At 56.4% G+C, this 24,522-nt stretch carries 24 protein-coding genes; 12 read left to right on the top strand and 12 right to left on the bottom strand.

Features of this window, described 5'->3' with window-relative positions; all coding sequences use genetic code 11:
* Nucleotides 1–37: 37 nt before the first annotated feature.
* From MID00_RS14675 to MID00_RS14705, 7 genes are all read right to left on the bottom strand, one after another.
* A complete protein-coding gene (locus tag MID00_RS14675) occupies nucleotides 38–649 on the bottom strand; it encodes a nucleoside triphosphate pyrophosphatase (protein WP_026483047.1) in 612 nt (203 codons plus the stop codon).
* Nucleotides 650–673: 24 nt separating this feature from the next.
* On the bottom strand, nucleotides 674–1,144 hold the full coding sequence (gene rlmH / locus MID00_RS14680; RefSeq protein WP_009456141.1) for a 23S rRNA (pseudouridine(1915)-N(3))-methyltransferase RlmH: 471 nt from the start codon (nucleotides 1,142–1,144) through the stop codon (nucleotides 674–676).
* Between the two features lie 73 nt (nucleotides 1,145–1,217).
* The gene (rsfS, locus tag MID00_RS14685) at nucleotides 1,218–1,622 is read right to left on the bottom strand and encodes a ribosome silencing factor (RefSeq protein WP_009456142.1); all 405 of its coding nucleotides are present in this window, start codon (nucleotides 1,620–1,622) and stop codon (nucleotides 1,218–1,220) included.
* Between the two features lie 8 nt (nucleotides 1,623–1,630).
* Nucleotides 1,631–2,248, bottom strand: coding sequence for a nicotinate (nicotinamide) nucleotide adenylyltransferase (gene nadD / locus MID00_RS14690; protein WP_009456143.1), 618 nt, complete (start codon nucleotides 2,246–2,248; stop codon nucleotides 1,631–1,633).
* On the bottom strand, nucleotides 2,239–3,144 hold the full coding sequence (hemF, locus tag MID00_RS14695) for an oxygen-dependent coproporphyrinogen oxidase (RefSeq protein ID WP_060186928.1): 906 nt from the start codon (nucleotides 3,142–3,144) through the stop codon (nucleotides 2,239–2,241). The genes nadD and hemF overlap by 10 nt, the downstream gene beginning before the upstream one ends.
* Before the next feature lie 21 nt (nucleotides 3,145–3,165).
* Nucleotides 3,166–4,455, bottom strand: a complete 1,290-nt coding sequence (gene purD / locus MID00_RS14700; RefSeq protein WP_022983309.1) for a phosphoribosylamine--glycine ligase — start codon at nucleotides 4,453–4,455, stop codon at nucleotides 3,166–3,168.
* Between the two features lie 47 nt (nucleotides 4,456–4,502).
* Entirely contained in the window at nucleotides 4,503–5,234 is a 732-nt protein-coding gene (locus MID00_RS14705; RefSeq protein WP_026483044.1) for a YebC/PmpR family DNA-binding transcriptional regulator, read from the bottom strand.
* Between the two features lie 139 nt (nucleotides 5,235–5,373).
* On the opposite strand from MID00_RS14705, the gene MID00_RS14710 reads away from it, so the two are divergent.
* The 3 genes from MID00_RS14710 (at nucleotide 5,374) to MID00_RS14720 (ending at nucleotide 9,013) form a co-directional block, all read left to right on the top strand.
* Nucleotides 5,374–6,876, top strand: a complete 1,503-nt coding sequence (locus MID00_RS14710; protein ID WP_250755898.1) for a helicase HerA-like domain-containing protein — start codon at nucleotides 5,374–5,376, stop codon at nucleotides 6,874–6,876.
* Complete coding sequence (locus MID00_RS14715) at nucleotides 6,876–7,814, top strand: glyoxylate/hydroxypyruvate reductase A (RefSeq protein WP_250755897.1); 939 nt, start codon at nucleotides 6,876–6,878, stop codon at nucleotides 7,812–7,814. The genes MID00_RS14710 and MID00_RS14715 overlap by 1 nt, the downstream gene beginning before the upstream one ends.
* Nucleotides 7,815–7,942: 128 nt before the next feature.
* Complete coding sequence (locus MID00_RS14720; protein ID WP_009456162.1) at nucleotides 7,943–9,013, top strand: tartrate dehydrogenase; 1,071 nt, start codon at nucleotides 7,943–7,945, stop codon at nucleotides 9,011–9,013.
* A gap of 4 nt (nucleotides 9,014–9,017) precedes the next feature.
* On the opposite strand, the gene MID00_RS14725 is transcribed toward MID00_RS14720, so the two are convergent.
* Entirely contained in the window at nucleotides 9,018–9,878 is an 861-nt protein-coding gene (locus MID00_RS14725) for a DMT family transporter (protein ID WP_247966628.1), read from the bottom strand.
* Nucleotides 9,879–10,026: 148 nt separating this feature from the next.
* Here MID00_RS14725 and MID00_RS14730 point away from each other — a divergent pair, with 148 nt between their 5' ends.
* Nucleotides 10,027–11,013, top strand: a complete 987-nt coding sequence (locus MID00_RS14730; RefSeq protein WP_254498989.1) for a quinone oxidoreductase — start codon at nucleotides 10,027–10,029, stop codon at nucleotides 11,011–11,013.
* Between the two features lie 254 nt (nucleotides 11,014–11,267).
* Here MID00_RS14730 and MID00_RS14735 read toward each other — a convergent pair whose 3' ends face one another.
* Nucleotides 11,268–12,293 carry a class 1 fructose-bisphosphatase gene (locus tag MID00_RS14735; protein WP_203145634.1) on the bottom strand — a complete coding sequence of 342 codons (1,026 nt, stop codon included), beginning with the start codon at nucleotides 12,291–12,293 and terminating at the stop codon, nucleotides 11,268–11,270.
* A complete protein-coding gene (gene pepN, locus MID00_RS14740; RefSeq protein WP_254498990.1) occupies nucleotides 12,290–14,968 on the bottom strand; it encodes an aminopeptidase N in 2,679 nt (892 codons plus the stop codon). The genes MID00_RS14735 and pepN overlap by 4 nt, the downstream gene beginning before the upstream one ends.
* 163 nt (nucleotides 14,969–15,131) lie before the next feature.
* On the opposite strand from pepN, the gene MID00_RS14745 reads away from it, so the two are divergent.
* Nucleotides 15,132–15,779 (top strand): DUF4136 domain-containing protein, encoded by a 648-nt coding sequence (locus MID00_RS14745; protein WP_026483038.1) that lies wholly within the window; start codon nucleotides 15,132–15,134, stop codon nucleotides 15,777–15,779.
* A gap of 95 nt (nucleotides 15,780–15,874) precedes the next feature.
* Here MID00_RS14745 and MID00_RS14750 read toward each other — a convergent pair whose 3' ends face one another.
* A complete protein-coding gene (locus MID00_RS14750) occupies nucleotides 15,875–16,222 on the bottom strand; it encodes an H-NS family nucleoid-associated regulatory protein (protein WP_009456182.1) in 348 nt (115 codons plus the stop codon).
* A 528-nt stretch (nucleotides 16,223–16,750) separates the two neighbouring features.
* Between MID00_RS14750 and tldD the strand changes: the two genes are divergently transcribed.
* Entirely contained in the window at nucleotides 16,751–18,211 is a 1,461-nt protein-coding gene (gene tldD / locus MID00_RS14755; protein WP_009456184.1) for a metalloprotease TldD, read from the top strand.
* A gap of 162 nt (nucleotides 18,212–18,373) precedes the next feature.
* Here the strand turns inward: tldD and yddG are convergent, their stop codons facing one another.
* Nucleotides 18,374–19,285: an aromatic amino acid DMT transporter YddG gene (yddG, locus tag MID00_RS14760; RefSeq protein ID WP_254498991.1), complete on the bottom strand. Its 912-nt coding sequence runs from the start codon at nucleotides 19,283–19,285 to the stop codon at nucleotides 18,374–18,376.
* Nucleotides 19,286–19,712: 427 nt separating this feature from the next.
* Between yddG and MID00_RS14765 the strand changes: the two genes are divergently transcribed.
* The 6 genes from MID00_RS14765 (at nucleotide 19,713) to MID00_RS14790 (ending at nucleotide 24,514) form a co-directional block, all read left to right on the top strand.
* Entirely contained in the window at nucleotides 19,713–20,240 is a 528-nt protein-coding gene (locus tag MID00_RS14765; protein WP_009456186.1) for a MarR family winged helix-turn-helix transcriptional regulator, read from the top strand.
* Nucleotides 20,237–20,794 carry a diaminobutyrate acetyltransferase gene (ectA, locus tag MID00_RS14770; RefSeq protein ID WP_009456188.1) on the top strand — a complete coding sequence of 186 codons (558 nt, stop codon included), beginning with the start codon at nucleotides 20,237–20,239 and terminating at the stop codon, nucleotides 20,792–20,794. Before MID00_RS14765 ends, ectA begins: the two co-directional genes overlap by 4 nt.
* Before the next feature lie 97 nt (nucleotides 20,795–20,891).
* Nucleotides 20,892–22,199, top strand: a complete 1,308-nt coding sequence (gene ectB, locus MID00_RS14775; RefSeq protein WP_009456189.1) for a diaminobutyrate--2-oxoglutarate transaminase — start codon at nucleotides 20,892–20,894, stop codon at nucleotides 22,197–22,199.
* A complete protein-coding gene (locus tag MID00_RS14780) occupies nucleotides 22,199–22,591 on the top strand; it encodes an ectoine synthase (protein ID WP_009456191.1) in 393 nt (130 codons plus the stop codon). Before ectB ends, MID00_RS14780 begins: the two co-directional genes overlap by 1 nt.
* An 18-nt stretch (nucleotides 22,592–22,609) precedes the next feature.
* On the top strand, nucleotides 22,610–23,533 hold the full coding sequence (thpD, locus tag MID00_RS14785; protein WP_035272589.1) for an ectoine hydroxylase: 924 nt from the start codon (nucleotides 22,610–22,612) through the stop codon (nucleotides 23,531–23,533).
* A 372-nt stretch (nucleotides 23,534–23,905) separates the two neighbouring features.
* Nucleotides 23,906–24,514, top strand: a complete 609-nt coding sequence (locus tag MID00_RS14790; protein ID WP_254498992.1) for a DUF2239 family protein — start codon at nucleotides 23,906–23,908, stop codon at nucleotides 24,512–24,514.
* Nucleotides 24,515–24,522: the final 8 nt, after the last annotated feature.

Here is a 24,522-nt window from a genome sequence, read left to right on the forward strand (position 1 = left end):
TGTTCTGATCAGGTTGTTTCTCTGCATTAGCCGGTCTTTAAGCGCGGATCTTCAGATTGGCCAGTTCCAGCAAGCGGTAGGTTTCGTGAACAGGCAAGCCCATTACGCCGGTATAGCTGCCACTCAAGTGGCTGATAAAGGCACCGCCCAGGCCTTGAATGCCATAGGCTCCCGCTTTACCCATAGGCTCGCCGCTGGCGCAGTATTCCGCAATTTCTTGTTCGTTCAGAGTTTTGAAGCTGACTTCGCTGATGCTGATACTTTCAAACTCCACACCACCTACGCCCAGGGATAAGGCGGTCATCACTTTGTGACGGCGGCCCGAGAGCTCGCGCAAGATACGTGCGGCATCGGCCAGATCAGCAGGTTTGCCAAATATGGTCTCGTCCATGCAGACCGTGGTGTCGGCACTCAAAATAGCGCGCTCCTGATCCAGACTGCTGTCCTGTGCCCGCCATTCCAGGGCGCGCAGCAGCTTGTCGCGAGCCGTGCGACGGACATAATCCAGCACCGCTTCCTGTTCCAGACGCGGTTCATCCTCGCCCGGAGGGCTGGGCACATGCAGGACTTCATGAGTGATCTGGATGCTGTTGAGCAGATCGTGGCGACGTGGACTGGCTGAGGCCAGATAGATGGGCTGAAAAGGCATAAGAAACCAGGACTAAAAGAAGGTTCAGGCGCGGTGGTAAGGGTGCCCGGTCATGACGGACCAGGCGCGATACAGTTGCTCGGCCAGAAAGATACGTACCAAGGGGTGAGGCAGGGTCAGGGAGGACAGACGCAACATGCCGTGGCAGCTTTGCTTGAGTGCCGCATCCAGTCCGTCCGGGCCACCGACCAGAATGGCAATATCCTGACCGCTGCTGCGCCAGCGCTCCAGCTCCTGAGCCAGCTTGACGGTGGTCAGGTCCTTGCCGCGTTCGTCCAGGGCGATGCGCATCGCCTGGGCGGGAATGGCCGCTTCAATGCGTTTGGCCTCGGCCTGCATCATCTGGGCAGGCGTCTTGCCGCTGGTACGGGGTTCGGCCTTGATTTCGCGCAGTTCTATGGCGCAGTCCTGGGGCATGCGGCGAGCATATTCCTGCCAGCCTTGTTCCACCCAGTCGGGCATGCGCTGACCTACCGCGATGACAATGAGTTTCATGGAATGTCGTAAAAGAAAAAAGGCCGCATCGTAAGCTGCGGCCCGGGTATTGCCGACAGGACAGTGGAAGGGCTTAGTCTTCGTCTTCGTCGGCGCTGGCGAAAAAGCCAGCCGGTGGAACCTGGCGCGATTGCGGCAGCAGTTCCACTTCGACAGGGCGTTCGCCCCAAAGTTCTTCCAGGTTGTAGTACTGGCGGATGGCCGGCTGCATGCAATGCACCACGATGTCACCCAAATCCAGCAACACCCATTCGCCGGTGTCCTCGCCTTCATGGGCCAGGACTTCGACCTTGTTTTGGCGTGCCTTGTCAAACACGCTCTGGGCCAGAGCGCGGGTTTGCCGGTTGGAAGTACCACTGGCAATGACCACACGATCGAACAGGCCGGTCATGTGGGTAGTGCTAAAGACCTTGATGTCTTGAGCTTTGACGTCCTCGAGGGCATCGATGACGAGTCGTTGAAGTGTTTCTATATTCATAAAAAGAACTATACAGGGCGCGCCTGTGGGTGGGAAAGATAGAGCCGTTTTTTGTCAATGTATTGAGCGACTTCTTCCGGTACCAGGGCGGTGATGTTGTCACCGCGCTGCACTCGCTCCCGAATCTGGGTGGCCGAGATGTCCATGGGCAGAAAGTCAATCTGATGCAAACGGCGCTGAAGTCGACTCAGTTCCTGCTGCAAGGCGACGGGCGTCTCCAAAGGACTGCCGGGGCGCTGGGCAACAGCCAGTTCGACGTATTCAAGAATTTCTTGCCAGTCGTTCCAGCTGCAAAAATTATGCAGCTGGTCGCTGCCTAAAATCCAGTAGTAGCGCGACCCGGCGGGCAAGCTGCGCACCGTGTCGATGGTGTAGGTTGGGCCACCGCGCTCGATCTCTACGGGGTTGACCTGCAAGCCCGGATGGCTTTGGGCGGCCAGCTCGGCCATGACCAAACGATCCTGGGTGCTGGCACCCAAGGCGTCGCGTTGCCAGGGCTGGGCAGCGGGCAGCAACTGAACCTGGTCCAGCTGCAGCTGGTCGAACGCGGCAAGCGCCAGCGCCACATGAGCTTTATGGATGGGGTCGAAACTGCCACCCAGGAGCCCGACACGCTTTAAATCCATTCGCGAGGCACCAGGTATTGCGCCAGGGCCGCTTCTGGCGTGCCGGGTTCAGGCGACCAGTTGTAGCGCCAGTTCGCCTGGGGTGGCATGGACAGCAGGATGGATTCCGTACGGCCACCCGATTGCAGGCCAAACAGGGTGCCACGGTCAAAGACCAGATTGAATTCGACATAGCGGCCGCGACGAATGGCCTGGAAGTCTCGATGCGCCTGGGTGTATTCCTGATCCATGCGGGCACGAACGATAGGCGCGTAGGCATCGGTAAAGGAATTGCCCACGGAGCGGGTCAGGGCAAAGCTGGCTTCAAAGCCGGGCTCGTTCAGGTCGTCGTAGAAAATGCCGCCAATGCCACGGGTCTCGTTGCGGTGCTTCAGATAAAAATATTCGTCGCACCAGCGCTTGTAGCGCGGGTAGTAATCCGCACCGTGCGGCGCCAGAGCATCGTGGCACACCTGGTGGAAATGGCGGGCATCGTCTTCGTGCAGGTAGTAGGGCGTCAAGTCCAGACCGCCACCAAACCAGAACACATCCTCTTGATCCGCTGTCTGGGCCTGGGCCACAAACATGCGCACATTCATGTGCGTGGTGGGTACAAAGGGATTGCGCGGGTGAATCACCAGTGAAACACCCATGGCCTCCCAAGGGCGTCCGGCCAGTTCAGGGCGGTGGGCGCTGGCCGATGGAGGCAGGGTGTGGCCTTTGACATGGCTGAACAGAACGGCAGCCCGTTCAAAAACAGGGCCGTTCTCCAGCAGGCGGGACAGACCGCCACCGCCTTCTGGACGATCCCACTGGTCCGACTCGAAAGGCGTGCCATCCAGCTGCTCCAGAGTGTCCACGATGTGGCTTTGCAACTGACGGAAATAAGCCTGGACGGTATCAATGGGTAAAGACATGAAAAGACCTTGCTGCGACAATCAGGATTCACTGCTGGGCAGAGCGCGCCAGCCGATATCGGTGCGAAATTGCTTGCCGTCGAAATGCGTTTGGGAAATGGCCTCGTAGGCGGCTTCCTGAGCGCGACGGATGGAGTCGGCCATGGCGGTGACACACAATACACGACCACCCGTGGTGACCACGGTGCCGTCTTTCATCTGCGTGCCTGCATGGAAGGTGATGCACTCGTCGGTGTCTTTCGCAAATTGCGTGATGGCATCACCAGTACGAGGCTCTTCGGGGTAATTGGCCGCGGCCAGTACCACGCCAATCGCGGTACGACGATCCCATTCGATGGTGGCCTCGTCCAGCTTGCCAGCCAGAGCCAGTTCGAAGGTTTCGGTCAGATCGCTCTTGATGCGCATCATGATGGGCTGGGTTTCAGGGTCGCCCATGCGGCAGTTGAATTCCAGCACCTTGATGGGGCGGGTGGCATCCGGGCCATCGTCAATCATCACGCCCGCGTACAGAAAGCCGGAGTAGGGCAAGCCTTCCTTGGCCATGCCTTGCATGGTGGGGTGAATGACTTCGCGCATGATTCGGTTATGCAGCGTGGGGCTGACGATAGGGGCGGGGGAGTAAGCACCCATGCCGCCTGTGTTCGGGCCCTGGTCGCCGTCTTTCAGGCGTTTGTGGTCCTGGCTGGTAGCCATGGGCAGCACATTCTTGCCGTCGCACATCACGATGAAACTGGCTTCTTCGCCGGTCAGGCATTCTTCCACGACCACGCGGGCACCGGCGGCACCAAAGCGACCATCACCCAGAATGTCGTCAATGGCGCCCAATGCTTCTTCCAGCGTGGTGGCCACAATCACGCCCTTGCCAGCGGCCAGGCCATCGGCCTTGACCACAATGGGAGCGCCTTGCTGACGGATGTAATCCTTGGCGGCGTCCGGATCGGTAAAGGTCGCGTAGGCCGCCGTCGGGATGTTGTGGCGCACCATGAAGGCTTTGGCATAGTCCTTGGAGCTTTCCAGCTGCGCGGCAGCCTGGGTGGGACCAAAGATTTTCAGACCGGCCGCACGGAAGGCGTCCACAATGCCTGCGGCCAGCGGTGCTTCCGGGCCGACGACAGTGAAGGCAATTTTTTCTTGCTTCACAAAGGCAATCAGTTCCTGGATATCGGTGATGGCCAGGTTTTCAATACGTTCGGCACGCGCGGTACCGCCATTGCCCGGGGCAACGTAGACAGTCTGCACGCGTGCAGATTGGGCCAGGCGCCATGCCAAGGCGTGTTCACGGCCGCCGCTGCCGACAACAAGTAGCTTCATAGTGATGAGTCGGGCAGGGCCCGCAAAGAGGAGTTTTCAGAAATAGCTTATTCGGCTTCGTCCATGACGGCGGTGGTGTAGACCTCTTGGACATCGTCCAGGCCTTCCAGTGCGTCCAGAAGTTTTTGCATCTTGACGGCATCGTCGCCGCTCAGTTCCGTTTCGTTCAGGGCTTTCATGACCACGCCTTCCACTTCAGGCGTCAGGCCAGCGGCCTGGAACGCGGCTTGCACAGCCGGGTAGTCCGTAGGAGCGCACAGCACTTCGATCAGGCCTTCTTCGTCGGTCACGATATCGTCGGCACCAGCTTCCAGGCCGATTTCCATAATCGTGTCTTCCGAAGTGCCCGGAGCGAACAGAAACTGACCGCAGTGGCGGAATTGAAACACGACCGAGCCGTCCAGACCCAGATTGCCGCCATTTTTTGTAAAGGCGTGACGCACATCCGAGACCGTACGCTGACGGTTGTCGGTCATGCAGTCCACAATCACGGCCGCGCCGTTAATACCGTAGCCCTCGTAGCGAATTTCTTCGTAGTTGGCATCATCCGCGCCGCCTGCGCCGCGCTGGATGGCGCGCAGAATGTTGTCTTTGGGCATATTGGCAGCGGTTGCCTTGTCCCAGGCCATGCGCAAACGTGGGTTGGACTCGGGGTCAGGGCCGCCGGCACGTGCGGCCACGGTGACCTCACGAATGATCTTGGTCCAAAGTTTGCCCCGTTTTGCGTCTTGACGACCTTTACGGTGCTGAATATTCGCCCATTTACTATGTCCGGCCATAAAGTATTACCAATTCAGTAGACTACGTTCAAAGAAAAACAGATCTATTTTAACCTGTCTGCGCGACAAGGCCCGAGCTTGGGCGAAAGTCGCTAGAATCTAGGCACTTGGCATTCTATCCGGAAGAGAACAAACAATCATGGCTGATCCAATTTTGCTTGCTCAGAATAGCGATACTCCCATTTACCTGTTGCCTGCGCTGGCCAATCGGCATGGTTGTATTACGGGGGCTACCGGGACGGGGAAGACCGTCACCTTGCAGGTTTTGGCCGAAGCCTTTTCCCGCCTGGGAACGCCGGTTTTTCTGGCCGACGCCAAAGGCGATTTGAGTGGAATTTCTCAAGCCGCCCAGCCTAATCCGAAATTGCAGGAGCGCCTGCAAAAGCTGAGCCTGCCCGAGCCAGCCTGGGGGGCGAACCCGGTCACCTTCTGGGATATTTTTGGCGAGCAGGGCCATCCGGTCCGGGCCACGATTTCCGACATGGGGCCTTTGCTGCTGTCCCAGATTCTGGAGTTGAACGATACCCAGGAAGGGATTCTCAATATCGTCTTTCGTCTGGCAGACGACGAGGGCCAGTTGATTCTGGACCTGAAAGATTTGCGCGCCGTGCTGCAAGACGTATCGGATCGTGCTGCCGAGCTGCGCAATCAGTATGGCAATATTGCGGCAGCCAGTGTGGGGGCAATCCAACGCGCCTTGCTGCGCCTGGAAACGCAGGGGGCGGATCGCTTCTTTGGTGAGCCAGCGCTGGATGTGATGGACTGGATTCGTACCGACTCGGCCGGGCGCGGCATGATCAATGTGCTGGCAGCCGACAAGCTGATGCAGTCCCCCCGCTTGTATGCGGTCTTCCTGCTGTGGATGCTGGCCGATCTGTACGAGCGCCTGCCGGAAGTGGGCGATCTGGACAAACCGCGTCTGGTTTTCTTCTTTGACGAAGCCCACTTATTGTTTACAGGTGCACCAAAGGCCTTGCTGGAAAAAGTCGAGCAGGTTGTGCGTCTGATCCGCTCCAAAGGTGTGGGTATTTATTTCGTGACACAAAACCCGCTGGATATTCCCGATACCGTTCTGGGTCAGCTGGGTAATCGAGTACAGCACGCCTTGCGCGCCTTTACACCGCGTGATCAGAAAGCCGTCAAGACAGCAGCGCAAACCATGCGCCCCAATCCTGGTCTGGATATTGAAGCGGCCATTACCGAGTTGGGCGTTGGCGAGGCCCTGGTGTCCATGCTGGATGCCAAGGGGATTCCCACGCCTACCGAGCGTGCCTGGCTGGTGGCTCCGGGTAGCCGAATTGGCCCCGCTACCGATGCGGAGCGGCAAACGGTACGACAAGCGTCCTTGTTTGGCTTGAAGTACGACCAGGCAATTGACCGCGAATCCGCCTACGAGGTGCTGGCCAAAAAAGCGGCTGATGCGGCTGCCAATGGTGCCGCGGGTGCCACGCAGCCGGGAGCGGCGGCAGGCAAGGACGAAGGCCTGATGGGTGTCGTCAATGACTTTCTGTTTGGATCAACCGGGCCGCGTGGTGGCAAGAAGGACGGCCTGGTGCAAAGCATGATCAAAACCGAGACCAAACGGGCTGCCACCAAAGTGCTGCGTGGGGTATTGGGTTCTTTATTTGGAGGGAAACGTTAATGCCCACGCAACTGCCTCATTTAATTGTTGCCACCACAAGGCCATCAGAAACAGCACGTTGGGCGGATGAATTCCGCAAAGTCTATCCTGATTGGAAAGTTGATGAGTTTGTAGCAGGTCAGCCCAGCACCGGGGCGACTTACGCCATCGTCTGGCAGCCGGATGCGGCCTTGTTCAAGCAGGAACCCCATTTGCGCGCCACCTTCAATCTGGGGGCGGGCGTGGATGCCGTTGCAGGGACCATCCCGGCCGAGATGCCTTTGTACCGCTTGGAAGATGCGGGCATGGCCGAGCAAATGGCCGAATATGCCTTGTATGGCGTGCTGCGTGCGGTAGGCCGTTTTCAGCCCTACGAGGAACAGGCGCGTGAGGGAAAGTGGAAAGCCTACCGCCCGATCGACCGCCGCCAGTGGCCAGTCGCTGTGCTGGGGCTGGGCGCGATTGGCAGCAAGATTGCCAAGGTCATCGCCAGTCTGGGCTATCCCGTACATGGCTGGTCGCGTCGTCTGCACGAAGCGGACTTCCCTTGCTATGCCGGTGAAAAGGGCCTGAAAGAGTGCGTCTCTGCCAGCCGTATCCTGGTCAACGCCTTGCCACTGACTCCGCAAACAGAAGGTTTGATCAACCGCGACGTATTGTCGAATTTGCAGCCTGGTGGCTATTTGATTAACGTCGCTCGCGGTGGCCACTTGGTCGATGCCGATGTGCTGGATGCTCTGAAGAGCGGTCATCTGTCAGGCGCTTTGCTGGATGCCTTTACCCAGGAGCCGTTGCCAGCCGATCATCCGTATTGGGGTATTCCTTCTGTGATGGTTACGCCTCATATTTCGGGTATCACCGTTCGTGAATTGGCATTGGAGCAAATTGGCTCGCGCATCGAGCTTTTGCAGCAAGGCAAGCCTGCGACTGGTCGGGTGAATCACAGTCAGGGCTATTAATCCTTAACCGATTTGGACTGGCCTGCCGGCACCGTGGAAGCTGGCAGGCTAATTGCTGTTTTGTGAACAGAGCAGCGTCTTTTCAGAATAAGGCCGTGGAGGCCATGTAAAACCACAAGGAAAGAGGAATGAGTAAAGTTCATCGTATTGCCGTGATCGCAGGAGATGGGATCGGCAAGGAAGTCATGCCTGAAGGGCTGCGTATTCTGGAAGTGGCCGCTCGCCGTCACGCCATCAATTTTGATTGGAAAGTTCTGGACTGGAGCTCGGACTACTACCAGAAGCACGGCACCATGATGCCTTCGGACTGGAAAGCCCAATTAATGGATACCGAGGCCATTTTCTTTGGCGCCATGGGCTGGCCTGATCTGGTTCCCGACCACGTTTCGCTGTGGGAATCTCTGTTCAAGTTCCGTCGTGAATTTGATCAATACATCAACTTGCGTCCTGTGCGTTTGATGCCTGGTGTGCGTTCGCCACTGGCAGGTCGTGAGCCCGGTGATATCGATTTCTTTATCGTGCGCGAGAACACCGAAGGTGAATACTCCAATAGCGGCGGCATCATGTTTGAGGGCACGCAGCGCGAAGTGGTGATTCAGGAAAGTGTCTTTACCCGCACGGGTACGGACCGAGTCTTGAAGTTCGCTTTTGAACTGGCTAAAAAACGCGGTAAACACGTGACTGCTGCGACCAAGTCCAACGGTATTTCGATTTCCATGCCCTGGTGGGATTCCCGCGTGGCCGCCATGGGCGAGCAATACCCGGATGTGAAATGGGACAAGTATCACATCGATATTCTGTGTGCACACTTTGTGCAGCACCCGGACTGGTTTGATGTTGTTGTAGCTTCCAACCTGTTTGGCGATATCTTGTCCGATCTGGGCCCGGCATGTACCGGCACCATCGGCATTGCACCGTCGGCCAACCTGAACCCCGAACGCGTATTCCCCTCCTTGTTTGAGCCCGTGCACGGCTCGGCACCGGATATTTATGGCAAGGGCATTGCCAACCCGGTCGGTCAGATCTGGAGTGGGGCCTTGATGCTGGACTTCCTGGGCTACCCCCAGGCAGCCGCCGAAGTAGTGCAAGCCATTGAGCAGGTTCTGGCCAATGGTCCACGTACCCCTGATTTGGGTGGTCAGGCCAGCACAACACAGGTAGGCGAAGCGATCGCCCAAGTGTTGGAAGCGATGGCCTAAGCCATTAGCTTGATTTGGGCGGGCGCAGACCCGCCCACGTGATGGCACCAATCATGATGGCTCCCCCCAGCAGTGCTCGGCTACTGGGGTATTGAGCAAACAGCAGAGCCGCAAAGGCAATCGCGTAGACAGGCTCCAGGGCGATCACAATCCCGGCACTGCGAGCATTCAGAACGCTTAGCGCAGAGACCAGCAGGTAGTGCGACAAGGCCGTACAAAACACCCCCAGCAGTGCAATCCATACCCAGTCCACTAGCGTGCTGTCGCCCAGCAGCGGTATGGCAAAAGGCCAGCACATCAGGGCGACAAACAGGTTTTCCCACCAGGCCACTTGCTGTGCCGACAAGTGCTTGGCTGCGCGTCGGTTGATGAGGGTGAACATGGCGAAAGTAAAGCCGGAGGCAATGGCCCAGGCCAGGCCAATGGTGGATTGATCCTGGAAATCAAAAGAGGGGGTCACCAGCAACAAGCCCACGGTGACCAAGGCCAGAATGATCCACTCCGATACGGTAACGCGCTCGCGCAGTACGGCCCATTCACACAAGGTAATAAAGGCCGGGAAGCTGGCAAAGCCCAAGGTGGCAATGGCCACGCCGCCCACTTTGACGGCCACAAAAAAAGTGGCCCAGTGAATGGCCAGCATGATGGAGGCCATTAGCAGGGTGCGAAAGTCCGCTGCTTTCATGCCCTGACCCAAACCGCGCCCTTGAGAGCGAATGCTGATAAACAAGGCCAGGACTGCAAAGCTGGCTCGGCCCGCGGTGATCAGCATGGCGCCGACCTGAATGAGTTCACCAAAAATGCCGGTCAGTCCGAACAGTACGGCGGCCACATGAATGGCAGCCAGAGCACGTCCATGCGTCATGGAAAGCGATCCGAGAAAAAAGGAGTCAATTTAGGCTATTCTGGTGTTTTATATCAGCCAGTGATAGGGCTAGTGGGTCGGGCAGGCAATAAGAGCAAGGCATTATTCTAAGACATTGCTACGGGCCCCTCATCAAAGGAGTAAAACAATGACGCAGACGGTTAAGGCGATACGGATTGAGCGTAATGGTGGTCCGGAGGTATTGCAGTGGGCTTCGGTAGAGCTGCCCACTCCGCAGGAGAAAGAAGTCACCATACGCCAAAAAGCAGTGGGCTTGAACTTTATCGACATCTATTTCCGTAATGGCCTCTACAGCAATCCCTTGCCGCATGGTTTGGGTTTTGAAGCGTCCGGCATTGTGGAAGCAGTCGGTTCGGGTGTCACGCATCTGAAAGTGGGTGACCGTGTTGCCTACGGTCAAAGCCCGCTGGGTGCGTATGCCGAGGCCCGTAATGTGCCTGCTGATCGTGTGGTACGCATTCCTGATGGCGTCACTTTTGAGCAGGCGGCGGCCATGATGCTCAAAGGTTTGACGTGTTGGTATTTGCTGCGCCAGACCTATCGCGTGCATGAAGGCCAGACGATTCTGTTTCATGCCGCTGCGGGTGGCGTGGGCTTGTACGCCTGCCAATGGGCTCGTGCTTTGGGCGTGAAGTTGATCGGTACGGTGTCCAGTCCCGAGAAAGCCGCTTTGGCGAAAGAGAACGGTGCGTGGGAAGTGATTGATTACTCCCACGAAGACGTGGTGCAGCGCGTGCTGGAACTGACCAATGGCCAGAAAGTACCTGTCGTATATGACGGCGTGGGCAAGGATACCTGGGAGCGCTCGCTGGATTGTTTGCAGCCGCGTGGCCTGATGGTCAGCTTTGGCAATGCCTCCGGCCCGGTAACCGGTGTGAATCTGGCGACGCTGGCATCGAAGGGCTCCTTGTATGTGACCCGTCCTGTGCTGGGGGCTTATGTGCCTACACAGGAAACCATGCAGGATGCCGCTGACGAGATGTTCGAGCTGGTGCTGCAAGGCAAGATCAAGCCGCTGATCGGTCAGCGTTTCCCGCTGGATCAGGTTGCCAAGGCCCATGAGGAATTGGCAGGGCGTCGTACCACGGGCTCGACGGTGTTGACGCTGGATTAAGGCGGATTATCGGGTAAGAAGGGGGATGAACAGCTAGCCCTTGCTCAGCGCTGCGCTTGATATAACAGGTGTAAGTCAGGCATCCACTCTTCTGGTGTTGCTTGTTTTTCCTGATGTCCCGATTTGTATGTCAGGTATTTTGAAAGCCCGATAAGCACGCAGCCCCAATAGTTCTACTTATAAAAAATGGCCTCCTTAGCGGAGGCCATTTTTATTTAGCAGTGCGGCAGCCGCTGAGATTCAGCGGACAGGAGTCAGCCTTGCTCGTGGTACTGACGCACGCGCTCGACTTCATTGCGCGAACCCAGAATCACGCCAATGCGCTGGTGCAGCTCGGTAGGTTGCACGTCCAGAATACGCTGTGTACCGTCAATCGACATGCCACCGGCCTGCTCGACCAGGAAGCTCATGGGGTTGGCTTCGTACATCAAACGCAGCTTGCCCTTGCGACCGGAGGCACGGGCATCGCGCGGGTACATGAAGATACCGCCACGGGTCAGGATGCGGTGTACATCGGCCACCATGGAGGCGATCCAGCGCATATTGTAGTTTTTGCCCAGTGGGCCGTCCGGGCCAGCCAGGCAGTCGTCGATATAGCGTTTTACCGGGGCTTCCCAGTGACGCATATTGGACATATTGATGGCGAACTCGGAGGTGTCCTCGGGGATGGTGATGCGCTCGGTGGTCAGCACCCAGGAGCCCATTTCCTTGTCCAGAGTGAAGGCGGCGACGCCGTCACCGACAGTCAGGACCAGCATGGTTTGCGGGCCGTAAATGGCATAGCCGGCGGCAACCTGACGCACGCCGGGTTGCAGGAAGTCTTGCTCTTCGATGACGCGCTCGCGTGCTTCAGGTGGGACGCTCAGGACCGAGAAGATCGTGCCGATGGACACGTTCACGTCAATATTGGACGAGCCATCCAGCGGATCGAACAAGAGCAGGTTTTCGCCCTTGGGGTAGTAGTCGGGAATGCGGTGCAGGGTGTCCATTTCCTCGGAGGCCATGGCCGCCAGGTTACCGCCCCATTCATTGGCTTCCAGCAGGATTTCGTTGGACAGCACATCCAGCTTTTTCTGAACTTCGCCCTGGACATTCTCGGAGTCCAGAGAACCCAGAACGCCGCCCAGCGCTCCTTTGCTGACGGCATGGCCAATGGCCTTGCATGCGCGAGCCACTGTTTCCAGCAGCAGGCGTACGTCGGCGGTGACCGTTTTTTTCTGGCGCTGTTGCTCCACCAGATACTGAGTAAGGTTTTTCTTCAAGACAGACTCCGAGGTCAAAGAGTTAATGCTTTATGTACGATTTCGGCCACATTACCCGACAGGCCAGGTTCGGCCTGAATACGCTCCAGCGCTGCCTTGAGCAGGTCGCGGGTTTCGGGTTCAAAGCGGGCCCAGTTATCAAACACACGGGCCAGACGGGCAGAGATTTCCGGGTTGAGCTTGTCCAGGGCAATGACTTGCTCAGCCCAGAAGGCATAGCCTTCCGGCGTGTGTACAGCCTGCATATTATTCATGCAGAACTGGAAAATCAGAGAGCGGGCGCGGTTGGGATTGCGCATCGAGAAAGCGGGATGCAGCATCAGGGCGCGCACCTGGGCAACTTGCGTGCTGGGGGCGGTGGCCTGCAAGCTGAACCAGCGGTCCAGCACCAGAGGATTGTCCTGCCAGCGCTGGAAAAAGTCATCCAGGCCGTCTTGACGATCCTCTGGGTCACCGTAATTCACCAGAGCGCTCAAGGCACCCATGCGATCAGTCATATTGGTGGCCTGATCGTATTGATTGCGTGCCAACTGCGGGCCGGTATTCACACCGGCAACCAGCAGGTAATTCAGGGCCAGATTGCGCAAGGAGCGCTGGCCAGCCTGCAAGGCGTCGGGGCTGTACGGGGCTTGTTCCAGGCTCAGGTACTGATACAGTTCCTGCCAGTAGGGAGTCAGGGCCAGGCCCAGCTCACGTTGCAGCTGACGACGGGCCTGAACCACGGCGCGCGGGGTCATGGGCTTGGTTTGTTCCAGCAATTCGCGCTCGCTGGGCAGGGACAGGATGCGCGCCTTGTAAGCAGGGCTCAAGGCCGGGTCCTGTACCAGCGCATGCCAGGTTTGAACCACGGTCGCCAATTGTGCGGCCGACGGTGTGCGTCCCGATGCCGAGGACAAGATCAGACGGGTCGCTAGCAGTTGAGCCGCTTCCCAACGTGCAAATGGATCCGTGTCGTGACGGGCCAGCAAAGCCAGCTCGGAATCCGGACGGTAGTAGTCCACCCGCACAGGCGCAGAGAAATTGCGCAACAAGGATAGGACGGGCGCCTCAGGAATCTGCGTGAAGGTCCAGCTTTGTTCGGCTTGCGTGAAATCCAGTACCAGCGTATCGCCTTGCTGACCATCCAGGTGCAGGGTCAGTGGTGCGCCTTGCTGATCCAGCATGCCCAAGGCAAAGGGGATGTGCAAAGGTGGCTTGGGTGTGGATTTGTTTTCGATCCCGGCGGGCGCATTGCTTTGACGCAGGGTCAGCGTGGCGGTTTGGGTGGCAGGGTCGTGCTGCAGGCTGACCTGAACGCGTGGTGTTCCCGCTTGCTGATACCAGCGGCGGAACTGTTCCAGGCTCTGGCCGGGTTTGACCTGGCGATACACGCTGTCCATGCTGTCCACGAAATCGTCGCAAGTGACTGCCTGGCCGTCATGGCGCTTGAAGTACTCACGAATACCAGCCTGGAAGTTTTCTTCACCCAGCAAGGTGTGCTGCATGCGAATGACTTCCGCACCTTTCTCGTAAATTGTGGCGGTGTAAAAGTTGCTGATTTCCTGATAGCTCTCGGGGCGGATGGGGTGAGCCATTGGGCCGGCATCTTCAGGGAACTGGGCCGCGCGCAGGACGCTGACATCATCAATGCGTTTGACGGCGCGGGCGCTGGCGGCTTGAGCGCCGTCCAGCCCTTGAGCCAGCATGTCAGCCGAAAACTCCTGATCGCGAAAAACCGTCAGACCTTCTTTCAGGGATAGCTGGAACCAGTCGCGGCAAGTGACGCGGTTGCCGGTCCAGTTATGGAAGTACTCATGGCCAATAACTGCTTCCACGGCGTGAAAGGACGCATCGGTAGTGCTTTGTGCATCGGCCAGCACGTAGGCGGCATTAAAGATGTTCAGGCCCTTGTTTTCCATCGCGCCCATATTGAAGTCGCGAGCGGCCACAATCATGAAGCGGTCCAGATCCAGTTCCAGCCCAAAACGTTGTTCATCCCAGCGTACTGAATGTTCCAGGCATTCCATGGCCCATTCTGTTTTATCGCCGTCACCACGATCGCAATAAACCTGCAATAGGGCAGGCTGGCCATTGGCTTTTTTGATTTCGCGTTCGCGCACATCAAAGTCGCCAGCAACCAGTGCAAATAAATAAGAAGGCTTTGGAAATGGGTCTTCCCAAATGGCTTGGCTGCGTCCATCGTCCAGTGTGGTGCTTTCCAGCAAATTGCCGTTGGACAGCAGATAAGGGTAGAGCTTGGCATCGCCGCGCAGGACCACTTCATAACGGGACATCACATCAGGACGGTCCGGGAAGAAGGTAATACGACGAAAGCCCTGGGCTTCACATTGGGTAAACAGGTTCTGGCCCGAGACATACAAGCCCATCAGCATGGTGTTGTCTTGGGGGCGGCAACGGCTTACCAGCACCAGATCACATTCTGCGGTCTGGGGCGAGAGCGTCAGGCCCTGTTCATCAAGCTGGTAATCCAGGGCGGTCAGGGCGACCCCGTTTAGGCTGACTTCAAGCAGTTCAATGTCTTCGCCATCCAGTACCAGGGGGCGGATCTGGCCGTCCCGGCTGCTGGCTCGAAAAGCCAGACGAACCAAGGTTTGCTCGGCCGCCAAATCAAATTCCAGCCGTACCTTATCTATTTGATAAGGGTAGGGCTGGTAATCGTGGCGGGAGATCGTAGGTAAGGTGTCTGTGCGCATGTGATCCTGGTCCGACAATCGAAAAAGATGGTCTATTGTAATGTTGTTTGAACGCCCACACTGGACGCCGGAAACAGGCAGTAAACTAATTGTTCGTCGGCGCTACGGCGCTGTCATTAATCGGGCTTGAACGTGCAAGCGAAAAACAAGCAAGGGTGAAACTATGACGTTATTTTCTGAAGGGTTTTCCTGGCGCGCCCTACGCCTGATGAGCCTGGTATTGGCGGTTTTGACCACGGCTTGCGCTGCGCCTAGCTGGTCCGCCAAATTGACGCGTTATCAGCAATGGCCCACGGCGACCAGTGGCGATACCTATTACATCAAGTCCTCGCCGGACAAAAGCAGTAGTCTGCAATACCAGTCTTTTGCAGATTCTGTACGGGCTTCTATTGGTGTGACCGGACTGGTGCAAGCAGCGGATCTGAAGTCTGCGCGTTTTGTGGTGCAAATGGATTATGGCAATCCGCAAGAACAAAGCTGGGTGCCTCAATTTGCAGATAGTTTTTATGGTCCATCGGCGTGGGGAATCGGGCGCGGCTATTATGCGCCAAATGATGGTTGGGGCGGAGGTTTCTTTTATTCTCCGAATGTAGTGAATGTTCCTGTCACTGTGTATAAAAATTATCTAAATGTAATCATTACAGATAATCAAAACTCGGGCGCAGAAGTGTATCGCGCCACCGCCGTGTCTTATAGCCATTCTGACAACCTGGACCAGCAGATGCCGTTTTTGTCCCAGGCCATATTTGATGGTTTCCCGGGTAATAATGGACAAGTGATTGATATCCGATATCCATTAGCTCGGGATTGAGTCGCCAGAATCCCGGCATTATGTAGGGGATTTATATCAATAAGAAAGGGACCGCTTTTTCAAGCGGTCCCTTTCTTTTGTTTGGTGCCCAAAACTTATTTGATAAGGAACTCTTCACGGCTGCGACCATTGGCTTCAGCATCGATAATCCAACGTGGTGGGCGGCCACGGCCCGTCCAGGTGTCCTGGGTGCCGGGGTGGCGGTATTTGGGAGGCAGGCTGGTTTTAGGGCCGTTGGAACCAGCACCAGCACCGCGGCGGGCGGAATTTTCCAGCGCTTCAGCGACTTCTTCAATCGTGATCTCGTTATCTTGCATGGACTTGACGATAGACGCGATGACAGGACGACGCTGTTTGACTCGAAGGGATTTCATCTGCTTTTGCAGACGCAGAATCTCTTTTTCTATCTTTTGCTTCGCGGAGCTGTAAGTTTCGACTGACATATGGGATTCCTGTTTCATGATTGTAGTTATCTGATAAACCCTGCCTGTACAAGCTCGTGTTTATCATACGAAAACAGTGTACTTTGATTTTCTTAAAAAGATAAGTGGTTTGGATAAAAAATAAACGCTTAATCAAAAAGGTGTTTGGTTTTTGTAATTATTTAAGGTCATTAGACAATTCAATGGCTCTTGATTATTTAATCTAATCAGGGGTTATCATGAATTTGAATGGGTTTATATCAAAACCATATAGGTGGGTTTCTAATTAGGAAGATTTTAAAATAGTTTTAATTCCGTATCAGAAAATGTCGTAATTGGAATTTTTGAACCTATTAGTTCAGCAGGCTGATTCATGGTTCTGAAAGCCAGGAAACTGCCCGATCAGTACGTCGGCATCGCATACGGGGGCACATTCTGTTTTAATGCTCAGATGGACGGAAGCCAAGTTGATGTCAGCACGTCTTTTGGTACCCATTTTCGTCCCTTGCAGCCATGGGTTTGCCGGGGATCTGTCAGTAGGAATAAACGATGAAGTTAGTTGATCCGGCTATCAATGCCCTGGAATGCGCCCGTGGACTGTTGCTTGAGCCCTGGGGCTTGAATGAAAGCCATTTGTCCGGCGCGCTCGGTGAGATCTTCACCCATCAGGCTGACTATGCCGACTTGTATTTTCAGTACACCCGCAGCGAAGGCTGGGCGCTGGACGAAGGAATCGTCAAAAGCGGCAGCTTTTCCATTGAGCAGGGCGTGGGTGTGCGTGCATTAAGTGGCGAGAAAACCGCCTTTGCCTATTCGGATTCCCTCAGCCCCGAGGCTTTACTGTCTTCGGCCCGTGTGGTGCGCTCGATTGCCCGCCAGGGCGGTTCAGGCAAAAGCGGCATTTTGGTGCCAGCCGACACGCAGCGCCCCACCTTGTATACGGGCACAGACCCTATTGCCAGCCTGCCTGCTCCTGAAAAAGTAGCCCTGTTGGGGCGACTGGATGCCTTGGCTCGCGCAGCGGATCCGCGCGTGGTACAGGTCATGGCCAGTCTGGGTGCGGAATACGATGTCGTGCTGGTGGCCGGTAGCGATGGTCGTCTGGCCGCCGATGTACGCCCCTTGGTGCATTTGTCCTTGTCGGTCATTGTTGAACAAAATGGCCGCCGTGAACGCGGCTCGGCGGCAGGCGGCGGACGGGTTGATCTGTCCTACTTCTCCGACGATATGCTGCGCAGCTACGTGGATAAGGCCGTGCGTTCGGCCATGACGAATCTGGAAGCCAAACCCGCACCTGCCGGTCAGATGACGGTGGTTCTGGGCCCAGGTTGGCCAGGGGTCATGCTGCACGAAGCCGTGGGTCACGGTTTGGAAGGGGACTTTAACCGTCGTGGCAGCAGCCTGTTCTCGGGTCGTATTGGCCAGCGCGTGGCGTCCAAGGGCGTGACCGTCATTGACGATGGCACTCTGGAGAACCGCCGTGGCTCCTTGAATATGGATGACGAGGGTAATGCCACACAACGTACCGTCTTGATTGAAGACGGTATTTTGAAAGGCTATTTGCAAGACACCCATAATGCGCGTCTGATGGGGGCTGCCATTACGGGCAACGGTCGACGCGAGTCCTACGCCAGCCTTCCTTTGCCACGCATGACCAACACCTTTATGTTGGGGGGCGATAAAGACCCTCAGGAAATTATTGCCTCGGTTAAAAAGGGTTTATATGCCGTAGACTTCGGTGGCGGTCAGGTCGATATTACTAGCGGTAAGTTTGTTTTCTCGGCCTCGGAAGCCTGGGTGATTGAAAACGGCAAACTGATGTATCCCGTCAAAGGTGCCACTTTGATTGGTAGCGGCCCCGATGCCATGAACCAAATCAGCATGATCGGTAATGACATGCAGTTGGATTCAGGAGTGGGGACTTGCGGTAAAGAAGGTCAAAGCGTTCCGGTTGGAGTCGGTATTCCTACCGTGCGGATGGAAAATCTGACCGTAGGTGGAACCGCCTGATTTAATTTGCTGGCTAATCAAAATAGATAAAAAGAACCGCCCCCTTAATTCAAGGTTGGGCGGTTTTTTTTATGCTGCTTTTATTGCGGTGCAGCAAATAGAATTTAATTTTGATTTTTGCTCATCAGGCACAGCCGTGCCCGGATTAATGAATAGGGTTTTTCAGGTAGCACTTTTCGTTCGCCTGGGTTTGCGGACCCGGATGGCCAGCCAGCACAACAAGGCACCCGAACACACCATGGCCGAGCCTTGCCAGAAGCTTGGCGTCAAGGGAGCCTGCAGCAAAAAAGTAGACAGGGCGGCTGACAATACTGGAATGAAGTAGGAGGCGCCGGCCAGTATGGTGACATTGCCGTGCAAAATACCCACGTTCCAGGCCGCATAGCCAAAGCCCATCGCCATGGCCGCCAGCAGCAAGTAGATCAGTGCTGGAAGGGTAAAGGTCATTGCAGGTGCTCCTTGGCCTAGATATTTCATCCATAAGACGGTGGCTGTCAGCATGAAAAACAAGGTAATGCCATTTTTGCCCTGGCCGATGCGTGCAGTCATGGTGCTGTAGCCCGCCCAGATCAGTGCGCCACTAAAGGCCAGGCCGTAGCTCAAGGGGTTGTCCTGCACATTCAGCCAGATGCTGTGCAGACTCAAACCTTGCTCACCGCCCAGAATCCAGCTGATACCCATCATGGACAAGAGCAGGCCTGGCGCGATCAGCCAGTTGGCTCTTTGCTTGTTGAACAAAATAGCGGCCACGATGGTAAAGGTGGGCCACAGATAATTAACCATTCCCACTTCAATCGCTTGCTGGCTGTTGTGAGCGTAGCCAATAGACAGAGCCAGGCACAGCTCATAGCAGACGAACAGAACGCTGCCCCAGATCAGGTAGCGGCGCGGAAAGTCGCGCAAGCGTACCCAGCTAAGCGATAAAAGAAGAAAGACAGAGGCCAGGGTGTAGATCAGTGCGGCGCCGCCAGTCGCACCCAGGTAGTCGCTGACGCTGCGTATCAGGCCGACAATCATGCTCCAAAGAACAATGGCGATCAGACCAATCAGGGTTGCCTTATCAGATTGCTTCATGCGGGTTTCAGTGTCTGCAAGGCACGGCGAGAACAGGAGCAGGCTTTACTTGGCCAAGAGACTTATGGGTTAATGGACCGGGTTTGTATCAGACTGTGCCGGTTTGCAAGCAGGGCTGTGACGCGGCACACCCGGTCTTGAGTGAAAACCGACAGGCCCCCACGGCAAGGGCTCGTGGCAGTTTACTGTAAGCGGCGTGTCGGCTCGAGCCACTCATGGCGAAAAGGGGAGCAGGCAGGGTATTTTCTGCGCCTTGCTGGTCCGCCCCCGTAAGCCAGGGTACTTACATTTTTTTGGACTTTGAGTCAGAACCTCTTGTTTATGCTCTCTATGATTTTGAGTGTAAATCGGTTTGACTTGAATCTTTTCTAGGCATATCATTTCAACACGAATTAATCGTGCTGAATTATTTTGTTTGGCTAATTAAATGACCACAGATCAACACTACGATTTACGAATTTTGCGGGCTTTGCGCCAGATCACGCGCTCGATTGCCCTGCATTCCAGGCAGCTGTCGGCGTACAGCAATATCACCGCGCCCCAGTTGATCTGCCTGCGCACCATTATCGAAAAAGGCCCGTTGACGGCCACGGCCATCAGCCGCGAAATGCACGTCAGCCCCAGCACCGTGGTTGGTATTCTGGACCGCCTGGAAGACAAGAAGCTGGTGCTGCGCGAGCGTGGTCGTGAAGATCGACGCATTGTATTTGTCAGTGCGACGCCAGAAGGGGAGACCCTGGCACGCGATACGCCGTCCCCCTTGCAAAAGAAGTTGTCGGACGCCTTGAAAGAGTTGCCCGAGCTGGAACAGGCCACCATGACCTTGTCCCTGGAGCGCATTGTGCGCTTGCTCGATGCTGACCCGGATGTTGTGCTGGAGGCCGACGATACGGCCTCGCCTATTCTTGAGGTCCCGGAAGGGGATGTCCCCCCCGAATCCGGGTTGGTGGTTTGACGGACCGACCTAGTCCGGGCAGCTCGGCAGGCAGCATCACTGCCGCCGATCCTGCCCCCAGTGACCCGGCGCTGACACTGCGTGCGCCCCTGTTGCGTGATGCGGCCGCAATCCATCAGCTGATTGCCGATAGCCCGCCACTGGATCTGAATTCTGAATATCTCTATTTGCTGCTCAGCGAGCACTTTTCCCGGACCTGCGTTGTCGCGCAGCGTGGGGAACAAATAGACGGTTTCATCTCTGCCTACTTTCTCCCCGACCGTCCTGATGTGCTCTTTGTGTGGCAAGTGGCCGTGCATGAGCGCGCCCGTGGGCGTCGTCTGGGGCAGGCCATGCTGGAGCATCTGCGACAGCGTCTGCGTGGCCGCTCCCTGCGCTATCTGGAAACGACGGTCAGCCCCGGTAACCGGGCTTCGCGTGGCCTGTTTGCGGCCATGGCCCGGCGTTGGGGCGCCCCCATGCAGGAACAGGAATTCTTTGATACCGCCTTGTTTGCCGCACAGGCTCACGAGGCAGAACCTCTATTACGAATCGGCCCCTTGGACTCTGGATAAGAGGGGACTTTACGCAAATGAACGGTAGAGCCGGTCTGGTTCGCTGATTGTTGTTTGTCGGCTCAAGACACGCCGTTCTATAACCAGGAGAGGAAATATGACTGATTTAAAAATATTCGACCGGATGGAGTCTGAAGTAAGGGGCTACGTCCGGTCCTTCCCGGTCATTTTCAACAAAGCCCGAGGCTCGGTTTTGGAGGACGAGTCAGGCAGGCAATACATCGATTTTTTCAGTGGAGCCGGTACGCTCAACTATGGGCATAACAATCCCCACCTGAAAGAAAAGCTGATTGAATACCTGAACACCGACGGCTTGGTACACGGTTTGGACATGGCCACCAGCGCCAAGAAATACTTTCTTGAAACGGTGGACAAAGTGCTGCTCAAACCGCGCGGGTGGGACTACCGCTTGCAGTTTACGGGGCCTACCGGCACCAATGCCGTGGAGGCGGCGTTAAAACTGGCACGCCAGGTCAAGGGTCGCCAGAATGTGATTTCCTTTACGCACGGTTTCCACGGCGTCAGCACGGGTTCCCTGGCAGTGACGGCGAACTCCAAGTTTCGTAGTGCAGCGGGTGTGGCCCTGGGCAATACCTCGTTCATGCCCTATGACGGCTACTTGGGACCGGACGTCAATACGATGGCTTATCTGGAGCGCTTGCTGGAAGACCCCAGCAGTGGTCTGGACCATCCTGCCGCGGTCATCGTGGAAACCGTGCAAGGTGAAGGGGGCGTGAACGTTGCTACACAGCGCTGGCTGCGTGAACTGCAACGTCTGTGCCGCGAGCACGACATGCTGCTGATTGTCGATGACATTCAGGTCGGTTGTGGTCGCACGGGCCGTTTCTTCAGCTTCGAGCAGGCCGGTATCAGCCCTGACATCATCACCTTGTCCAAATCCTTGTCCGGTTTTGGCTTGCCCATGTCTCTGGTTTTGTTGCGTCCTGAACTGGACGTATGGAAACCCAGCGCCCATAACGGCACCTTCCGTGGCAATAACCTGGCTTTCGTGACTGCGGCTCAAGCTCTGGAAAGCTACTGGGCCAACGAGGACTTTGAAGCCGAGATCCAGGGTAAGGAGCGTCAAGTGCGCGACTGGCTGGAAAACCTGGTGCACAGCTATCCAGATCGTGGTTTGAGCGTACGCGGTCGCGGCCTGATCCAGGGCCTGGTGACGCCGCCCGGTGCCGGTCTGGCCAATGAAATTGCTGCACAGGCTTTCAAGCAAGGTCTGGTGATTGAAACCTCGGGCGCCCACGACGAAGTTCTGAAGCTGCTGCCTGCCCTGACGATCAGCAATGAAGAGCTGACTCAAGGCCTGGACATTATTGAACGCAGCGTGGCCCAGTGCCTGTCCAAGCGCGGCAGCCAGGCCAAGATTCTGAAGATTGGAGGAGCACGCTAATGTTGGTCAAGAACGTACAAGATGTGATTGGAACCCGTGACGAGGTGCGCACGGACACCTGGGTCAGCCGCCGTGTTCTGCTCAAGAAAGACGGCATGGGTTTTTCCTTTCATGAAACCGTTATTTTTCCTGGCACCGAGACTCACATCCACTACCAGAATCACCTGGAAGCGGTGTGGTGCATCGAGGGCGATGGCGAAATCGAAACCGTTGCCGACGGCAAGAAATACGATTTGGGCCCAGGCGTAGTCTATGCCCTGGACCAGCACGATGAGCATTATCTGCGCGGTGGCAAAGAGCCGCTGCGAGTGATCTGCGTGTTCAATCCGCCCCTGACCGGTCAGGAAGTTCACGATGAGAAAGGGGTTTACCCAGCCATCGTGGAAGACTGAAGACCTAAGGAGAGCATGATGACAGTGACCATGAGCGATCTGTACACATCCCGTACAGAACGAACGGCGGCCATCGTCAGCCGCCAGGAGCCGGTGGTGTATCCGGATCCGGTAGGTAGCCAGCCTTTGAACAAGTCCCAACTGCGGGAGTACGAGGACAATGGCTTTTTGCTGCTGCCTGATTTGTTCAATGCGCAGGAAGTGCAAGCCTTGCTGGGCAATGTGGAGGCCATGAGCACCGATCCCGGCATCTTGTCGCGTGAAGAAGCGGTGGTGGAAAAGGGCAGTCAGGCCGTGCGCTCGATCTTTCGTGTGCACGAGTTAAGCGAGCTGATTGCCCGCCTGGTGCGCGATCCGCGTGTACTGGATGTGGCCCGCCAGATTCTGGGCTCGGAGGTGTATGTGCATCAGTCCCGTGCCAACCTGAAACCGGGCTTTACCGGCAAGGAGTTTTACTGGCATTCGGATTTCGAGACCTGGCATATCGAAGATGGCATGCCGCAAATGCGCGCCTTAAGCTGCTCGGTGCTGCTGACGGACAATAATGTGTGCAATGGCCCCTTGATGCTGGTGCCGGGCTCACACCGTCAGTTCATCTCTTGCACAGGGCAGACACCGGACAACCATTACAAGGAGTCCTTGCGCAAGCAGGAGTATGGCGTACCCGATCCGATCAGCCTGCGTTTGCTGGTGGATCAGGGTGGCATTGAAGCCATTACTGCCAAGGCCGGTTCGGTGATCTTTTTTGACTGCAATACCTTGCATGGCTCGGCCAGCAATATCTCGCCTTGGCCACGAGCCAATGTGTTTACGGTCTATAACAGCGTGGAGAACTGCGTGGGTGATCCCAAGCAGGGGCTGACACCCCGTCCTGCGCATGTGGCCACTCGCGGGCAGTTCCCTGTCCTGACGCCGTTGAACGGACCGCTGCTGGAGTCCTAGGCAGAAAGAAGGTTTGCGCCTTGTGCGCAGACCTGGCCGGATAAGACGCTCCCTGGATTTATTTCAGGGGGCGTTTTTTTGTGGGCTCAGGATTGTGAAGAAGAGGGGAGCGGCCAGCGTCTGGGGGCGGGCGTTGGTAAATGACGGGTCTGCACCGTACTGATTGGCCGGCGTCCGGAAAAGCTGTTATCGGAGATGCTCATCAGATATGACTCGGCATGTCCAGGAGTCCTTGTGATGGCTGCTGGACGGGATCAACTGTGTTAATACACCCAATTAGCAACAATCGCTTATTTATATCCGGGTAATATTGACGGATTAATATCATCCGGGTAAAAATAGGGCCTTCTTACTTGAAGCTCTGGTTTTGACATGAAAACGACTTACCCCAATACCTACACCAGCTTTATGGGCCACCGCCGTATCGCGTCCGGTCCCATGCTGACCAATGTGCTGGCCGTGAAGAAAGTGCTGGAGAGCCGGGTTAACGATCCCGTACTGATCTTTGACGATGTGACAGGCCGTTTTGTGGATGTGAACACCCAAGGGACGGACGAAGAGCTGGCGCAACGCTATGCGCCAGTGGATGCTCCTGAAGTAGAGGTCGAGCAGACAGAGAAAGAGGCTCCACGAGGCCGAGGTCGTCCTAAGCTGGGCGTTGTTCCCCGTGAAGTGACCTTATTGCCACGTCATTGGGACTGGCTGGCGACTCAACCCGGCGGCGCATCGGTTGCGCTGCGCAAGCTGGTTGAAGAGGCTCGCCGTGCCAGCTCCGCCAAAGATCAGCGTCGCCAGGCGCAGGAGCGGACCTATAACTTCATGACCGCGATTGGTGGCGATTTGCCCGGCTTTGAAGAAGCCATGCGAGCCTTGTTTGCCGATGAGCTGGAGCACTTCAAAACCCTGCTGGCTGACTGGCCGGAAGATGTGCGGGACCATGCTATCAAGCTGGCTGAAACTCCGGCGACACCCTTGGCTTAATAAGGCCT

Source organism: Alcaligenes sp. NLF5-7, assembly GCF_024266725.1.
Classification (GTDB): Bacteria; Pseudomonadota; Gammaproteobacteria; order Burkholderiales; family Burkholderiaceae_B; genus Alcaligenes; species Alcaligenes phenolicus.

What these genes read in the sequence shown, in the direction of transcription:
- MID00_RS14750 (WP_009456182.1), bottom strand. Translation starts at nt 16,222, where the DNA reads ATGTCAGTCGAAACTTACAGCTCCGCGAAGCAAAAGATAGAAAAAGAG.
- MID00_RS14725 (WP_247966628.1), bottom strand. Translation starts at nt 9,878, where the DNA reads ATGACGCATGGACGTGCTCTGGCTGCCATTCATGTGGCCGCCGTACTG.
- pepN (WP_254498990.1), bottom strand. Translation starts at nt 14,968, where the DNA reads ATGCGCACAGACACCTTACCTACGATCTCCCGCCACGATTACCAGCCC.
- ectB (WP_009456189.1), top strand. Translation starts at nt 20,892, where the DNA reads ATGACTGATTTAAAAATATTCGACCGGATGGAGTCTGAAGTAAGGGGC.
- MID00_RS14730 (WP_254498989.1), top strand. Translation starts at nt 10,027, where the DNA reads ATGACGCAGACGGTTAAGGCGATACGGATTGAGCGTAATGGTGGTCCG.
- MID00_RS14780 (WP_009456191.1), top strand. Translation starts at nt 22,199, where the DNA reads ATGTTGGTCAAGAACGTACAAGATGTGATTGGAACCCGTGACGAGGTG.
- tldD (WP_009456184.1), top strand. Translation starts at nt 16,751, where the DNA reads ATGAAGTTAGTTGATCCGGCTATCAATGCCCTGGAATGCGCCCGTGGA.
- MID00_RS14705 (WP_026483044.1), bottom strand. Translation starts at nt 5,234, where the DNA reads ATGGCCGGACATAGTAAATGGGCGAATATTCAGCACCGTAAAGGTCGT.
- MID00_RS14790 (WP_254498992.1), top strand. Translation starts at nt 23,906, where the DNA reads ATGAAAACGACTTACCCCAATACCTACACCAGCTTTATGGGCCACCGC.
- hemF (WP_060186928.1), bottom strand. Translation starts at nt 3,144, where the DNA reads ATGTCTTTACCCATTGATACCGTCCAGGCTTATTTCCGTCAGTTGCAA.
- nadD (WP_009456143.1), bottom strand. Translation starts at nt 2,248, where the DNA reads ATGGATTTAAAGCGTGTCGGGCTCCTGGGTGGCAGTTTCGACCCCATC.
- MID00_RS14765 (WP_009456186.1), top strand. Translation starts at nt 19,713, where the DNA reads ATGACCACAGATCAACACTACGATTTACGAATTTTGCGGGCTTTGCGC.
- MID00_RS14715 (WP_250755897.1), top strand. Translation starts at nt 6,876, where the DNA reads ATGCCCACGCAACTGCCTCATTTAATTGTTGCCACCACAAGGCCATCA.
- rlmH (WP_009456141.1), bottom strand. Translation starts at nt 1,144, where the DNA reads ATGAAACTCATTGTCATCGCGGTAGGTCAGCGCATGCCCGACTGGGTG.
- yddG (WP_254498991.1), bottom strand. Translation starts at nt 19,285, where the DNA reads ATGAAGCAATCTGATAAGGCAACCCTGATTGGTCTGATCGCCATTGTT.
- MID00_RS14675 (WP_026483047.1), bottom strand. Translation starts at nt 649, where the DNA reads ATGCCTTTTCAGCCCATCTATCTGGCCTCAGCCAGTCCACGTCGCCAC.
- MID00_RS14720 (WP_009456162.1), top strand. Translation starts at nt 7,943, where the DNA reads ATGAGTAAAGTTCATCGTATTGCCGTGATCGCAGGAGATGGGATCGGC.
- MID00_RS14710 (WP_250755898.1), top strand. Translation starts at nt 5,374, where the DNA reads ATGGCTGATCCAATTTTGCTTGCTCAGAATAGCGATACTCCCATTTAC.
- purD (WP_022983309.1), bottom strand. Translation starts at nt 4,455, where the DNA reads ATGAAGCTACTTGTTGTCGGCAGCGGCGGCCGTGAACACGCCTTGGCA.
- MID00_RS14745 (WP_026483038.1), top strand. Translation starts at nt 15,132, where the DNA reads ATGACGTTATTTTCTGAAGGGTTTTCCTGGCGCGCCCTACGCCTGATG.
- thpD (WP_035272589.1), top strand. Translation starts at nt 22,610, where the DNA reads ATGACAGTGACCATGAGCGATCTGTACACATCCCGTACAGAACGAACG.
- rsfS (WP_009456142.1), bottom strand. Translation starts at nt 1,622, where the DNA reads ATGAATATAGAAACACTTCAACGACTCGTCATCGATGCCCTCGAGGAC.